12 protein-coding genes and 1 riboswitch are annotated in these 14,317 nt (G+C 72.3%); of the genes, 8 read left to right on the plus strand and 4 right to left on the minus strand.

What is annotated here, in order from left to right:
• Nucleotides 1-992 (plus strand): VWA domain-containing protein (locus tag RBJ77_RS15880; RefSeq protein WP_372345617.1); only part of this gene is annotated, 992 nt, incomplete at its 5' end.
• A 27-nt stretch (nucleotides 993-1,019) separates the two neighbouring features.
• On the opposite strand, the gene RBJ77_RS15885 is transcribed toward RBJ77_RS15880, so the two are convergent.
• Complete coding sequence (locus RBJ77_RS15885; protein ID WP_372345618.1) at nucleotides 1,020-1,586, minus strand: TetR/AcrR family transcriptional regulator; 567 nt, start codon at nucleotides 1,584-1,586, stop codon at nucleotides 1,020-1,022.
• 169 nt (nucleotides 1,587-1,755) lie between these two features.
• Here RBJ77_RS15885 and RBJ77_RS15890 point away from each other — a divergent pair, with 169 nt between their 5' ends.
• The 3 genes from RBJ77_RS15890 (at nucleotide 1,756) to RBJ77_RS15900 (ending at nucleotide 4,901) form a co-directional block, all read left to right on the plus strand.
• Nucleotides 1,756-3,069 carry an MFS transporter gene (locus RBJ77_RS15890; RefSeq protein WP_372345619.1) on the plus strand — a complete coding sequence of 438 codons (1,314 nt, stop codon included), beginning with the start codon at nucleotides 1,756-1,758 and terminating at the stop codon, nucleotides 3,067-3,069.
• Nucleotides 3,066-4,028: an LLM class flavin-dependent oxidoreductase gene (locus tag RBJ77_RS15895; protein WP_372345620.1), complete on the plus strand. Its 963-nt coding sequence runs from the start codon at nucleotides 3,066-3,068 to the stop codon at nucleotides 4,026-4,028. The genes RBJ77_RS15890 and RBJ77_RS15895 overlap by 4 nt, the downstream gene beginning before the upstream one ends.
• Nucleotides 4,029-4,124: 96 nt before the next feature.
• Nucleotides 4,125-4,901 (plus strand): SDR family NAD(P)-dependent oxidoreductase, encoded by a 777-nt coding sequence (locus RBJ77_RS15900; RefSeq protein ID WP_372345621.1) that lies wholly within the window; start codon nucleotides 4,125-4,127, stop codon nucleotides 4,899-4,901.
• 155 nt (nucleotides 4,902-5,056) lie between these two features.
• Here the strand turns inward: RBJ77_RS15900 and RBJ77_RS15905 are convergent, their stop codons facing one another.
• Nucleotides 5,057-6,511, minus strand: a complete 1,455-nt coding sequence (locus tag RBJ77_RS15905; protein WP_372345622.1) for an MFS transporter — start codon at nucleotides 6,509-6,511, stop codon at nucleotides 5,057-5,059.
• 180 nt (nucleotides 6,512-6,691) lie between these two features.
• Between RBJ77_RS15905 and RBJ77_RS15910 the strand changes: the two genes are divergently transcribed.
• Nucleotides 6,692-7,126 (plus strand): MarR family winged helix-turn-helix transcriptional regulator, encoded by a 435-nt coding sequence (locus tag RBJ77_RS15910; protein WP_372345763.1) that lies wholly within the window; start codon nucleotides 6,692-6,694, stop codon nucleotides 7,124-7,126.
• Nucleotides 7,127-7,161: 35 nt separating this feature from the next.
• On the opposite strand, the gene RBJ77_RS15915 is transcribed toward RBJ77_RS15910, so the two are convergent.
• Nucleotides 7,162-7,785 (minus strand): hypothetical protein, encoded by a 624-nt coding sequence (locus RBJ77_RS15915; RefSeq protein WP_372345623.1) that lies wholly within the window; start codon nucleotides 7,783-7,785, stop codon nucleotides 7,162-7,164.
• Nucleotides 7,786-7,821: 36 nt separating this feature from the next.
• A complete protein-coding gene (locus RBJ77_RS15920) occupies nucleotides 7,822-8,916 on the minus strand; it encodes a chemotaxis protein (protein WP_372345624.1) in 1,095 nt (364 codons plus the stop codon).
• 213 nt (nucleotides 8,917-9,129) lie between these two features.
• On the opposite strand from RBJ77_RS15920, the gene RBJ77_RS15925 reads away from it, so the two are divergent.
• Genes RBJ77_RS15925 through RBJ77_RS15935 form a run of 3 tightly spaced genes read left to right on the plus strand, consistent with a single transcriptional unit; the run spans nucleotide 9,130 to nucleotide 14,058 of the window.
• Nucleotides 9,130-10,587 (plus strand): basic amino acid/polyamine antiporter, encoded by a 1,458-nt coding sequence (locus RBJ77_RS15925; RefSeq protein ID WP_372345625.1) that lies wholly within the window; start codon nucleotides 9,130-9,132, stop codon nucleotides 10,585-10,587.
• Nucleotides 10,588-10,630: 43 nt separating this feature from the next.
• Nucleotides 10,631-11,893 (plus strand): arginine deiminase, encoded by a 1,263-nt coding sequence (locus RBJ77_RS15930; protein ID WP_372345626.1) that lies wholly within the window; start codon nucleotides 10,631-10,633, stop codon nucleotides 11,891-11,893.
• A gap of 20 nt (nucleotides 11,894-11,913) precedes the next feature.
• Complete coding sequence (locus RBJ77_RS15935) at nucleotides 11,914-14,058, plus strand: hypothetical protein (RefSeq protein WP_372345627.1); 2,145 nt, start codon at nucleotides 11,914-11,916, stop codon at nucleotides 14,056-14,058.
• Nucleotides 14,059-14,105: 47 nt separating this feature from the next.
• A riboswitch (cobalamin riboswitch) is annotated at nucleotides 14,106-14,307 on the plus strand.
• The last annotated feature ends 10 nt before the right edge of the window (nucleotides 14,308-14,317 follow it).

Consider the following 14,317-nt stretch of genomic DNA (forward strand, 5'->3'; position numbering starts at 1 on the left):
CCGAGGATGCCGCCCAGTCCCTCTCGGCGGCAGTGCCCGGGATCCGGGCGGCCGCGCGCAGCGGCGTGGCGAAGGCCGCCGGGGCCGTGCGCGAGGAGGCCGACCTGATGCGGGCCTGGGGTGTCGGGGGCGGCGAGCTGGAGCGGATGCCGTTCGACCGGCGCGCCCGGCTCGCCGAGCGGCTGCGCACCGGCCGCCTCGCCGAGTGGGCCCGGCTCATCGGCCGCTTCCGGCGGATGGCCGCGGGCGAACGCGCCCGCAGGACGGAGAGCGAGGCCGGGGAACTGGTCGGTGTCACGCTCGGCGACGACCTCTCCCGCGTCGTCCCCGCCGAACTGGCCCACCTCGGACTGCCCGCGCTGCGTGCGGTGTTCGCCGCGCGCTACGCCGCCGGGGAACTGATGCTGTACGACACGCGGGGCGAGCGGCCGGCCGGCCGCGGCGCCGTCATCGCGTGCGTCGACACCTCGCACTCGATGTACGCGCAGGGGCCGGGCGGTGTCACCCGGGAGGCGTGGTCCAAGGCGTGTGCGCTGGCCCTGCTCGACCAGGCCCGTGAGGCGGGGCGTGACTTCGTCGGCATCCTGTTCTCCGCCACGGACCGGCTCCGGGTGTTCCGCTTCCCGGCCGGCGAGTCCGCGGACATCGATCGGGTCGTCGACTTCGCGGAGACCTTCCTCGGCGGCGGTACCAGCTACCAGCGGCCGCTGACCGAGGCGCGTGCGCTGCTGGAGGCGGAGTTCGACGACGAAGCCCGTGCCCGCGGCGACATCGTGATGCTCACCGACGACGAGTGCGAGGTCACCGAGGAGTGGATGCGCGCCTGGCAGCAGGCCCGGCAGCGGCTGGGTTTCCGGGTCTTCGGCGTGGCCGTCGGCGCCGCGCCGGCCGCCGCGCGGGGCTCGGTCCTCGACGCGCTGTGCGACAACCTCCGCTGCGTGGAGGACTTCACCGACGTGCACGCGGCCGCCGACCTCTTCCGCGTGATCTGACCGCCCGCATCCGCGCGATCCGACCGCTCAGCCGCGCCGGGCCGAACCGTCCGCCACCGCCTTGACGATGGCTGCCACGCCCGCGCGGTCCGTGGGCTGGGGATCGACGGAGTTGTGGATGGAGAAGCCCTCGACCAGCGCGTCGAGCGCCCGTGCCGTCAGCGGGTCGAAGTGCGCGGACAGCGACTCGCGGCTGGCCTGCATCCAGGAGCGCATGACCGTGCGGAGTTCGGGGTGACGGGTGGCGAAGGCGTACAGCTCGTAGCTGAGCAGCAGGTTGCGGTCGGTGCCCCAGACCTTGCCGCAGATGATCTCGACGACGGCGTCCTGCGCCTCCTCGGGCGTACGGGCCGCCGCCAGCAGGGCACCGTAGCGGGTGGACACGGACTCGGCGAGGCGGGTGAACGCCTCGGTGAGCAGGTGCTGCATGTCGTCGAAGTAGTAGGTGAGCGAGCCGAGCGGCACCCCGGCGGCAGCGGCGATCTTGCGGAAGGTCACCTTGATGGCGCCGTGTTCGGCGATGACGTCGAGGGCCGCGTCGAGGATGCGTTCGCGCCGCCGGGGGTCGTTGGGGCCGCGGGTGCTGCCGGTCATCGCCGTTGTCCGCTCTCTCTGCTCGGCACCGGAAGGGGCGGGCGAACCGGTTTCGGTGGTCCTTCCGATCTTCTCCGGCACCCGGTCGGGTGTGTACATTTGTGCATACTCGGTGGGCGCCGGGACCTCCCGCCACCGGACCATTCTTCCGGACCCAGCGGAGCCCCCTGTGACAGACCGCGCCGTGCGCCGCCGCCGTCAGGCCCTGTACCTGTTCTTCTTCCTGCCCGGCATCGCCATGTCCTCCTGGGTCACCCGGACCCCGGACATCCGCGATCAACTGGGCGTGTCCACCGGACAGATGGGGCTGATCCTGTTCGGCCTGTCCGTCGGCTCGATGAGCGGCATCCTCTGCTCGGGACGGCTGGTGTCGAGGTTCGGCACCCGGCCCGTGATCGCGCTCGGCACCACGCTGATCGTCGCGAGCATGGTCGTCATCGGGACCGGCACCGCCATCCCGTCCGCCCCGCTGGTCACCGCGGGCCTGTGGGTGTTCGGCGCGGGCATGGGCGCGGGCGAGGTGGCGGTGAACGTGGACGGGGCGGACGTCGAGCGCCTCACCGGCGCCGCTGTGCTCCCCACGCTGCACGGGTGCTTCAGCCTCGGCACGGTCGTCGGCGGCGCGGTCGGGATGGCGGCGACCGCGGCCGCGTTCCCGGCGCACTGGCATCTGATCGCGGTCGCGGTGATCGCCGTCGCCCTGCTCGTGCACGGGCTGCGGTCGGTGCCGGCGGGCACCGGGCTGAGCGCCGCGGCCGGGGAGCCGGGCGCGGCACGCCGGTCGGGCCCGCCGGTGTGGAAGGACGGCAAGCTCCTGCTGATCGGCGCCATCGTGCTGGCCATGGCGCTGGCCGAGGGCGCCGCCAACGACTGGCTGCCGCTGCTCATGGTCGACGGTCACGGCCTGGACGCCGCGCTCGGCTCGCTCGTCTTCGTGGGCTTCGCCGCCGCGATGACGGTGGGGCGGTTCTGCGGCACGTTCTTCCTCAACCGGTTCGGCCGGGCCGCCGTCGTGCGTGCCAGCGCGGTCTCCGGTGCGGTCGGGCTGATCCTGGTGATCTTCTCGGACAGCGCCGTGGTCGCCGCGGTCGCCGTGCTGTTCTGGGGACTCGGCGCCTCCCTGGGCTTCCCGGTCGCCCTCTCGGCGGCGGGCGACTCGGGGCCCGACCAGACGGCCCGGGTCAGCCTGGTGGCCACGATCGGCTACGTCGCCTTCCTGGTGGGTCCCCCGGCGCTCGGGTTCCTCGGCGATCACTACGGGCTGCGCTCGGCCATGGTCGTCGTCCTCGTCTTCGTCGCCTCGGCCGTCCTGCTCGCCCCGGCCGCCGACACCCGCTCCCGCAGCACCGCGGCCGGTCACGGCGGACCGGCCCCCGACGACCCGCCGGGAACCCACCACTCCGGCGGCGACGACAGTACGGGCACGACGGACGACACGGGCCGTGCCGACCGACGACCGACCACGAGCGGAGACCTGACATGACCCGACCGGACGGCACCATCGGTGTCCTCCTCCCCCGCGACATCCCCCTGAACGACCTCGTCGACTACGCGCGCGACGCCGACGCCTACGGGTTCGGGGAGCTGTGGGTCGTCGAGGACCTCGGTTACCGCGGCGGGCTCGCCCAGGCCGCCACCGTGCTCGCCCACACCCGCCGGATCAGGGTCGGCGTCGGCCTGCTGCCCGCCGGGGCCAGGAACGTCGCCTTCGCCGCCATGGAGGCGGCGACGCTGGCCCAGCTGCACCCCGGCCGCGTCGACCTCGCCGTCGGCCACGGCATGCCCGACTGGATGCGCGGCGTCGGCGCCTGGCCCGCCAGCCCGCTGACGCTGCTGCGCGAGTACGTCGAGGCGCTCAGGGCGCTGCTCGCGGGCGGGTCCGTCACCACGGACGGCCGGTACGTCCGGCTCGACGGGGTCCGCCTCGACGCGTCGGCCCTGCCCGAGCAGGTCCCCGACGTCCTGGCCGGGGTGCGCGGCCCCAAGTCGCTCGCCGTGTCCGGGCAGGTCGCCGACGGCACGCTGCTCGCCGAACCGGTCACCCCCGAGTACGTGTGCGCGGCCCTCGGCAGCATCGCCGCCCACCGGCCCCACCGGCTCGCCGCCTACAACGTCGCCGTCGTCGACGACGACCCGCGCGCCGCCCTCGCCGCCGCCCGCCCGGCCCTCGAACCGCTCGGCGACCCCGACTGGCGTCCGCACATCGCGCCGCTCGACTTCCACGCCGAGCTCGCCGAACTGCGCCGCACCAGCGCCGACGCACGGGAGTTCGCGCGGGCGATCCCGGACGAGTGGGCGGCGCGGCTGGCGCTGACGGGCACGGCGGAGCAGGTCCGCGCGCGGATCGAGGCCCTCTTCGACGCGGGCGTCACGAGCGCCGTCCTCGCCCCGGCCGGCCCCGACCCCCGGGCCGCGCTGAGGGCGCTGGCCGAGGTCCTGTGACGGACCGCGGTATGTAGCCGCACGGCCCTTCACCTCTTCGGCGGTTGCGGCTACACACGGGGGTCCGTGAGTCGCCGCATCCGTGAGGGAGTTGCCGTGTCCGAGCAGGACTTCGCCGACCGCAAGGGCGCCGCGCTGGTCGCGGGCGGAACCGGGGCCATCGGAGCGGCGATCGTCCGCACCCTGGCCCGGCGCGGCTCGGCGGTGACCTTCACGTACCGCTCCAACGAGGGTGCCGCGCGGGCCCTCACCGACGAGTGGGCGGCACCGGGGGCGCACGTCCGGGCCCTGCGGGCCGACCTCACGGTCGAGGAGGACGGTGCGGCGGCCGTGCGGGAGACCCTGGACGCGTTCGGCGGCGTGCACACGCTGGTCTACGCGGCCGGTCCGCACGTGCCCATGACGCATCTCAGCCAGGTCCCCCCGTCCCGGTACCGGGAGCAGTTGCAGGCCGACGCGCTGGCCTTCTACCAGCTCGTCCATCCCGCGCTCGGCGCACTGCGCGAGCACGGCGGCAACGCGGTCGCGGTGACCACGGCCGCCACCCGCCGCTATCCGGTGCGCGACGGTCTGTCGACGGGTACGAAGGGCGCGATCGAGGCGGTCGTCCGGGCGCTGGCCGCCGAGGAGGGGCGCTACGGGGTGCGGTTCAACTGCGTGGGCCCCGGCATGCTCACCGACGGGAACGCGGCCCGCCTGATCGAGAGCGGGGAACTGGACGACGCCGCGCTCGCGGTCACCCGCCGCAACATCCCCCTGCGCCGCTTCGGCTCGGCCCAGGACATCGCCGAGGCCGTCGCGTTCCTGGCGTCCGACCGGGCCGGGTTCATCACCGGGCAGCATCTCGCGGTCGACGGGGGCTACAGCGTCTGACGGCCCGTGCGCGGTCCGGGAAGGGACCGCGCACGGGCCGTCGTACGGCGTCGGGACGCAGGACTCAGGACTCAGGACTCAGGAGCCCGGAGTCCGGAGTCCGGAGTCCGGAGTCAGGAGTCAGGAGTCCGGAGTCCGGAGTCAGGACGCAGGACTCAGGCGCGGGCCGGGGCTTGGTCGCTCGTGGCCGGCTGCTCGCCGGCCGCCGCGCCCTCGCCGTCGCGCAGCGCGGGGATGAGCGCCGCGACGGCGGCGGAGACCAGGGCGACCGCGGAGCCGATCACCAGGCCCGTGCGGAAGCCGCCCTCGGACGCGATGGTGTAGCCGCCCAGGTTCACGGTCATCTGGGCCAGGACGACACCGATCACGGCGGCGCCGATCGTGGTGCCGAGGGAGCGCATCAGGGCGTTGAAGCCGTTGGCGGCCGCCGTCTCGGAGAGCGGGACCGCGCTCATGATCAGGGCGGGCATCGCCCCGTAGGCGAGCGCCACACCGCTGTTGATGACGATGCCGACGATCATCAGGCCCCAGGCCGAGCCCATCAGGAACAGCGCGAGACCGTATCCGGCGGAGATCACCAGCGCGCCGCAGACCAGGGCGACCTTGGGGCCGCGGGCGTTGATCAGCTTTCCGCCGAGCGGGGAGACGATCATCATCATGACGCCGCCGGGCGCCAGGTACAGACCGGCGGCGAGCATCGACTGGCCGAGGCCGTAGCCGGTCGCCTCGGGGAACTGCAGCAGCTGCGGCGCGATCAGCATGAAGGAGTACATGCCGACGCCGATGAGGATCGAGGAGGCGTTGGTCAGCAGGACGCGCGGGCGGGCCGTGGTGCGCAGGTCGATGAGCGGGTCGCGGGTGCGCAGCTCCCACCAGCCCCACACCAGCAGCGCCACGACGGCGACGGTGAACAGGCCGAGCGTGGTGCCCGAACCCCAGCCCCAGTCGGCTCCCTTGGAGATCGCCAGGAGCAGGGAGACCAGACCGATGGCGAGACCGATCGCACCGAGTCCGTCGAACCGCTGGCCCTTGGCACCGGCCGGGACGTCCGGCACGACGAAGTAGATCAGCGCGCCGATCACCAGGGCGAGGCCGGCCGAACCCCAGAACAGGACGCGCCAGTTGGCGTACTGGGCGACGGCGGCGGACAGCGGCAGGCCGATGGCGCCGCCGATGCCCATGGAGGCGCTCACCAGGGCGATGGAACCGCTGAGCTTCTCCGCCGGGACGACGTCCCGCAGCAGCGCGATGCCGAGCGGCACCATGCCCATGCCCATGCCCTGCAGACCGCGCCCGACGATCATCGGCACGACGGACGACGACAGGGCGCACACGACCGATCCGACGATCAGCGGCACGGCGCAGACGAGCAGCATCCGCCGCTTGCCGATGAGGTCGCCGAGGCGTCCGGACACCGGCACGCAGACACCCGCGACGAGCAGGGTGACCGTGACGACCCAGGCGGCGTTCGACGACGAGGTGTGCAGCAGCTGCGGCATCTCCGCGATCAGCGGGGTCACCAGGGTCTGCATGATCGCCGCGACCGTGCCGGCCAGGGCCAGGGTGGCGACGACCGCGCTCGAGTGGGAGGTCGGCTGAGGGCCGTCCATGGTGGAGCTCCTCTACGAAACAGAGAAAGGAAAAAAGGCACACCTGTCCGGGAGCACCTTTGTGCATCGTACATGTCGTGTGTATGGACCACATTACGTGTCTGATACATATGGTGGGGCGGAGGAACCGGAGGAAGGGACCACGTGGACAAGCCCACGCATCGGGTGGAGTTCGAGCAGATGCTGCTCAGCCGCTATCTGCACCTGCACAAGAGCAAGGGGCGCCGCGCGGACAGCGTCCTCGACCGCAGCGCCTACATCCTGCTCAGCCGGATCCGCGTGGAGGGCCCGATGTCCATCGGGCAGCTCTGCGACGCGTTCGGCCTCGACACCTCGACGCTCAACCGGCAGACCGCGGCCGCCATGCGCGCCGGTCTCGTCGAGCGCATCCCCGATCCGGACGGCGGCCTGGCCCGCAAGTTCCGCATCACCGACGAGGGCACCAGACGCCTCGACCAGGAGCGGTCCGGCACGGTGGCGAGTCTCGACCGCATCATGGCCGACTGGTCCGACGAGGACATCGCGGCGTTCGCCGGCCACCTCCGGCGCTTCAACTCGGACATCGAGCGGCTGCACGGCATGCCGTGGCCCCGGCCCCGGGCGGCGCGTCACTGACCGCGGGCCGCCCGGGCGTCCGCCTCAGTACCGCCTCAGTACCGCTGCGCCTTCGCGATCTTCGCGGTGAGGTGCGGCTCCGGAGGCTTGCTGCTGACGGCCAGCGGCTGGGCCTTCTCGCCCGGCTCCAGCTCCCGCGCGCCGACGACCTTCGACTCGACGACCTTGCCGTCGGAGTCGCTGAAGTCGACCTGGACCGCGTACGAGGCCTTCTTGTCGGTCTTGTTGGTGATGTTGACGACGAGGGCGCGCACCCCGTTCGTCTGCGCGAGGGGCTTGCCCGTCAGGGAGACGTCGCTCATCGCGTTGCCCTGGCCGTCGACGTCCTTGAGCGCGTTGGTGAACTCCTGGCGGTTGCGCTCCACGTCGGCGGCGACCGACGCCTCGAAGTCGTGGGCCCGTTCGGACGCCGACTCGGCCGCGGCCGACGCCGACTTCTTGACCTCGGCCTTCTTCGACGCGGCGCTCGACGCCAGCGCGGACGGCGGTTCGCCGGAGAAGTCCGACGTGTTCGGGGCCGTCGGACGCGGCGTGACGGTCGCCCCCGAGTCGCTGCCGTCGTCGGTGCTGCACGCGGCGAGCGCCAGCACGCCCACGGCCGCGCACACCCCCAGGGCGATCCGGCCGCCGGGCCTCCCCGGCGTCTTGCCTGCGCTCATCGATCGGTTCCTCTCTGACGTGGTGGGGGGCGAGGGTCAGAAGCGCAGCACGGCGGCCACGTGTCCGGCGTCCGCCAGTTGGCCGTTGGGGACGAAGACGACCTCCGCGCCGGTCTCCAGCGCGGACTCGACGATCTCGTCGACGATGTCGTGGACGGCGTCCAGGTCGTCGTCGGCCGCCGGTTCGAGGTGGCCCTCGCCGGCCCGGACGGTGACGCGGTAGTCCTCCTCCACGACGAGCCGGTGGATCCGCCCGTCCGACGCCTTCTGCCAGACCTCGTCCACGCCGGCGGCGTACGTGTTGCTGCCGCGGGCCCGGTCGAGTGCGGCGAGCGCCTCGGTGACCACGCGTTCGCCGTCCGCGGCCCGGGCCGGGGCCACCGCCTTGGCCACCGCGTCCCCGCTGCCGTGCGCCAGTCCGCCGAAGGGCACGTGGACCGCTCCCTGCGCGGCCGAGCCGCTCTCGGTGAGCAGGGTCAGGGCGGCCGGTTCACCGGTGACGTAGAGCCGTCGGGGTTCGGCGGCGAGGACGGCGGCCAGCGCGGCGTCCGCCTCCCGGAAGAACTGGCGGGCCTGTTCGTCGCGGAAGGTGCTCGGCACGTCGCCGATCTGTTCCTTGCGCTCGACGTCCGGGTCCTCCAGGCTGCGGGTCAGCGGGAATCCGCGGCCCTCCTCCTCGACGACGCGGTCACCGCGCCCGCTCCACAGCGCGATCCGGTCGGCGGCGACGGCCAGCACCCAGTAGGGCTTCTGCGCCGCGTCACCCGCGACGAGGTTGCGGGTGAGGAAGGTGTCCGCGACCACGACCCGTTCGGGCACCGCCCGGTCCACGGCCCACACCTGGTGCTCGCCCGGCGCCGCGAAGACGACGAGGCCGTCCCTCGCGTGCGCGAGGTCCGTCTCGGCCACCGCCTCGTTCAACTGGGCGACCACGTCGTCGCGGCGTTCCTTGGTGACACCGGGGTCCGCGTCCAGTTGGCGTACGGCCTCGCGGACGAGGTTGTCGAGCCGGACCGGGTCCTGCGCGTTCTCCGGTCGCGTGCGGTGGGTGGGCATCGCCAGGGACACCGCCGGATAGGGCCGCTGGGTCCGGAGTTCCTTGAGAATGGCCGGGGTCAACGAGGAGTGCATGCCTGCAGGTCCCTTCCCTGTTCCTGGGCGCTTCTGGCCAGCTTCCTCCATGCTGCGCACAATTCTCCTTTCCCGGCCATCCGAGACGTATACGGGCGTACGCCTCTCGATGCACCTAAAAGGTGCAGTACTTAACAAGTTGGTAGAAGACTGTTGCCGGAGCGTCCCCGTGGACCCACAGCGTCCACAGTGAGCCGGAGGAAGAGGGACGACATGGAGCAGGCCACCGCCCCCGACGCCACGCCGCCCTCGCCGCCCGCGGCGAAACTGCCGCTGTTCACGCTCACCACGATGGTGGTGGGCTCGATGGTGGGCGCGGGCGTCTTCTCGCTGCCGCGGCGCTTCGCCGACGAGACCGGTGTCGCCGGAGCGCTCATCGCCTGGCTGGTCGCCGGTACCGGCATGCTCATGCTGGCGTTCGTCTTCCAGCGCCTCGCCCTGCGCAGACCCGACCTCGACGCGGGTGTCTACGCATACGCCAAGGCCGGGTTCGGCGAGTACCTGGGGTTCTTCTCCGCGTTCGGCTACTGGGCCAGCGCCTGCGTCGGCAACGTGACGTACTGGGTGCTGATCATGTCCACCGTGGGCGCGATCGCCCCGGCGCTCGGCGACGGCGACACCCTGCTGGCGGTCGCACTGTCCTCGGTCGGTCTGTGGGCGTTCTACCTGCTCATCCGGCGCGGGGTGAAGGAGGCCGCGACGATCAACCGGATCGTCACCGTCGCCAAGGTCGTCCCCATTCTGGTCTTCGTCCTGCTGGCCCTGTTCTGCCTCAAGCCCCACGTGTTCGCCGAGAACTGGGGCGGCGCCGACTACGCGGGCTCCCTCTTCGACCAGGTCCGCGGCACGATGCTGGCCACCGTCTTCGTCTTCCTCGGTGTCGAGGGCGCCAGCGTCTACTCGCGGCACGCCAAGCGCCGCGAGGACGTCGGGCGCGCGACGATCCTCGGTTTCCTCAGCGTCTTCGCGGTCTTCGCCTCGGTGACGATCGTGTCGTACGGGATCCTGCCGATGAGCGAGATCGCCGAGCTGCGCCAGCCGTCCATGGCCGGGGTCCTGGAGGAGGCGGTGGGGACCTGGGGCAAGGTCTTCGTCAGTGTCGGGCTCATCGTGTCGGTGCTCGGCGCCTATCTGGCCTGGACGCTGATGGCCGCCGAGGTGCTGTTCGTCGCCGCCAAGGACGATGACATGCCCCGCTTCCTGGCCCGCTCGACGGCCGAGGACGTGCCGGTGCCCGCGCTGTTGATGTCGACGGCCCTCTCCCAGGTAGTCCTGGTCATCACGATGTTCTCGGACGACGCGTTCAACTTCGCGCTGGATCTGACGAGCGCGCTCACCCTGATCCCGTTCCTGCTGGCCGCGGCCTTCGCCGTGAAGATCGCGATCCGGCCGGACGAGCGCACCGTCGGCGGCGGCAGCGGGCTGTCGGGCGACTTCGTGTTCGCCGCGCTCGCCACGGTGTACACGGCGTTCCTGCTGTACGCGGCCGGGCTGAAGTTCGTGCTCGTCTCGTTCATCTTCTACGCCCCGGCCACCGTGCTCTTCGTGATGGCCCGCCGCGAGCAGGGCAGACGCGTCTTCTCCCCGCGCGAACTCGTCATCCTGGCCGTCTCCGTCATCGGCGCCGTGCTCGGCGTGGTGGCCCTGGCCGCCGGCTGGATCAGTCTCTGACCCGCCCCACACCTCGTCCCGCTCATCCCCGGAAGGCACCCCCGTGACTGACCAAGACACCTCCGCTTCCGCCACGTACGGCGTCCACTCCGAGGTGGGCCGGCTGCGCAAGGTCCTCGTCTGCGCGCCGGGGCTCGCGCACCGCAGGCTCACCCCGACCAACGCGGACGATCTGCTCTTCGACGACGTGATGTGGGTGGAGAACGCCCAGCGCGACCACGCCGACTTCGTCAACAAGCTGCGCGGGCGCGGCGTCGACGTGGTCGAGCTGCACGACCTGCTCGCCCAGACCATGGCGATCCCCGAGGCGAAGACCTGGCTGCTCGACCGGAAGATCGTCGCCAACCAGGTCGGCGTCGGCCTCATCGACGACACCCGCGCGTTCCTGGAGGCGCTGGAGCCGCGGCAGCTCGCCGAGTACCTGATCGGCGGCCTGGCCACCACCGACCTGCCCGACGACCATCGCTCCCCGTACGTGTCGCTCGCGCGTGAATCAACAGGCGTACGCGAGTACTTGATGCCCCCGCTCCCGAACACCCTCTACACACGGGACACCACCTGCTGGCTGTACGGGGGGCTCACCCTCAATCCGCTGTACTGGCCCGCGCGCCACGACGAGACGCTGCTGATGAAAGCGGTCTACCGGTTCCACCCGGACTTCGTCGGGTCGACCGTGTGGTGGGGCGATCCCGAACGCGACTGGGGTCAGGCCACGTTCGAGGGCGGCGACATCATGCCCGTCGGGAACGGTGTCGTCCTCATGGGTATGAGCGAGCGGACCTCGCGGCAGGCCGTCACACAGGTCGCGGCCGCCCTGTTCGAGAAGGGCGCGGCCGAGCACGTCATCGTCGCCGGGATGCCCAAGCTGCGCTCCGCGATGCACCTCGACACGGTGTTCACCTTCGCCGACCGGGACATCGTCACGCTCTACCCGAGGATCATGGATTCGGTGCACACGTTCTCGCTGCGCCCCAGCGACAGGGCACCCGGCCTGGACATCGTCGACGAGGGCTCGGCGGCGTTCGTCGACGTGGTGGCCAAGTCCCTCGGGCTGCCGCGGTTGCAGGTCATCGAGACCGGCGGTGACGTCTACGCGTCCGAGCGCCAGCAGTGGGACAGCGGCAACAACGCCGTGGCCCTGGAGCCGGGCGTCGTCTTCACCTACGACCGCAACACCCAGACCAACACGCTGCTGCGCAAGGCCGGGGTCGAGGTCATCACCATCGTCGGCGCCGAGCTGGGCCGCGGGCGCGGCGGCGGTCACTGCATGACCTGCCCCATCGTCCGCGACCCGGTCGACTTCTGACCGGCGCCGGGCGGTGCGGGGTGCGCCGGCTGTGGTGGGTGGTGGCCTTCGTGGTGGCCGCGCTCTCGACGCTGACCGTCGTCACGACGGCCACGGTCCGCGCCACCGTGCTCTCCCCCGCCTTCCACGAGTCGGTCCTCGACGAGCAGGACGCGTACGACCGGCTCTACAACGAGGTCCTGGTCGACCCCGAGGCCGCCCCGGTCACCCGTGACCTCCTCGCCCGACTGTCCGTGCCCGAGGCCAAGGTCACCTCGAACATCAAGCTGGTGCTGCCGCCGGACACCGTCCGCGCGCTCACCCGGCAGCAGATCCAGGCGGTCGTCGGCTACCTCAACGGCGACCGCGCCTCGCTCGTCCTGGCCGTCGACGTACGCCCGGTCCTCGCCAACCTCAACGACCTGGCCCACACCTACTTCGGTGATCTCGTGGCCGGGCTCCAGGACCGCGCCGAGCCCGACTTCGACCGGTTCACCGCCGATCTGTCGACGGCGCTGCAAGAGGTGTCAAAGGGGCGGGTCCCGGACGGTCTGCCGTCGCTGCCGCTGACCCCGGAGCAGGCCGAGTGGGCTGCCGACGCGGTGCTGCGCGTCCTGCCCGCCGAGGAGCGTGCGGCGCTGCGGCCCGAGATCGAGACGGCGCTGGCCGACGGGGACATCGCCACGGTGCTCGCGGCCGTGGCACCCGCCGTCGTCTCGGACCGCACCCGGGACGCGGCGCGGCAGCTCCAGGACGTCGTGGGCGGCGGCACCTGGGATCTCACCGAGACCCTGGCGGCGTCCGGCAACGAGCTCGCCGCGCTGCACCGCCTGCGGCCCTACACGGCCGTCGGGGTCGGCCTGGTGGAGTCGCTGGCGGCCGTCCTGCTCCTGGTCTCGCTCACGGCCCTGTGGTTCCTCGGCCCCTCGCGGCCCGACCGGCGGCTGACGCGGCTGGGACAGCCGCTCCTCGTGGGCGGGGTGCTCGCCGCCGTCGCCGTGGCCGTGATCCGGGTCGTCACCGGCGGGCGCGTCGTCGACCCGCCCGCCCAGTGGCCGACGAGCCTGGCCCGGCTCGTCGACGACGTGCAGCACGGCGCCGTCGGCCACATCACCGGCACCGCGCTGCTCGCGGCGGCCGTCCCGGTGGTCGCGGGAGTCGTGCTGACCGGGGTCGGCCGGTATCTGTGGGTACGGCGGCCGCGGGCCCTGCCTTCGCGGCGGATCGTCGGGGTCGGCGCGGGGGCCGCCGCCGTCGCCGTGGCGGGCATGGTCGCCGTGCCGCTCGTGACCAGCCCCGCGGCGCCACGCGTGTGCCAGGGCAGCGCGGCGCTCTGCGACCGCCCGTACGACGAGGTGGCGTACCTGACGTCGCACAACGCGATGTCGACGACGGTCGACCGGTTCATCGGGCCGCTCCAGGACCCCGGGATCACCGCGCAGCTGGACGACGGGGTGCGGGCCCTGCAGATCGACACCTACCGGTGGGAGCGGCCCGACGAGATCACCGCGCGGCTCGCCGACTCCGACTTCACGTCCGCGCAGCGGGAGTTCATCGCCGACGCGGTCAACCGGTTCAATCCGCCGCGCGACGGGCTGTGGCTGTGCCACTCGGTGTGCAGGGCAGGGGCGATCGCGCTGGTGCCGACGCTGCGGGAGATCGGCGACTGGATGCGGGAGCATCCGACGGAGGTCGTCACGCTGATCATCCAGGACGCGATCAGCGGACAGGACACGGAACAGGCCTTCACCGAGGCCGGGTTGACCGATCTGATCCACACGCCCGACCCGGACCCCGCGAAGCCGTGGCCGACGCTCGGCGAGATGACGGACAGCGGCCGGCGCCTCGTCGTCTTCGCCGAACAGGCCGACGGGCCCGCGGACTGGTACCGCAACTTCTACCGCTACGGCATGGAGACCCCGTTCGCCTTCCGCTCCCCCGACGCGATGACCTGCGCCCCGTACCGCGGCGGCGACGACCGCCGGCTCTTCCTGCTCAACCACTTCATCACCATCGACGGCGGCAGCCGCCTCGACGCGGGCACGGTCAACGCGCGCCGCTTCCTGCTCGACCGGGCGCACCGCTGCGAGCGGGAACGCGGCCGCCCGGTCACCTTCGTCGCCGTCGACTACACCACGATCGGCGACGCGCAGGGCGCCGTGGCGGCGCTCAACGCGGAACGCTGACGCCGGCCGCCCCGTTCGCCCCGGCCGGCCGGGCCGTGCACCTCCTGTGATAGCTTCCGAACGCCAGTCGTACCTTTGTGCGTACTTGTACGTACACGGGTCAGGGAATCCGGTGGAAGTCCGGAACTGACGCGCAGCGGTGAGGGTGACGGGCGGGGCAACTGCCACTGGGCCGGGAGACCGGCCTGGGAAGGCGCTCCGTCCGGACGATCCCGAGTCCGAAGACCTGCTGGCGGCCTCCGGAACCGATCAGCGGCCG

It is taken from the genome of Streptomyces sp. KL116D, assembly GCF_030766975.1.
GTDB classification, from domain to species: domain Bacteria; phylum Actinomycetota; class Actinomycetes; order Streptomycetales; family Streptomycetaceae; genus Streptomyces; species Streptomyces longispororuber_A.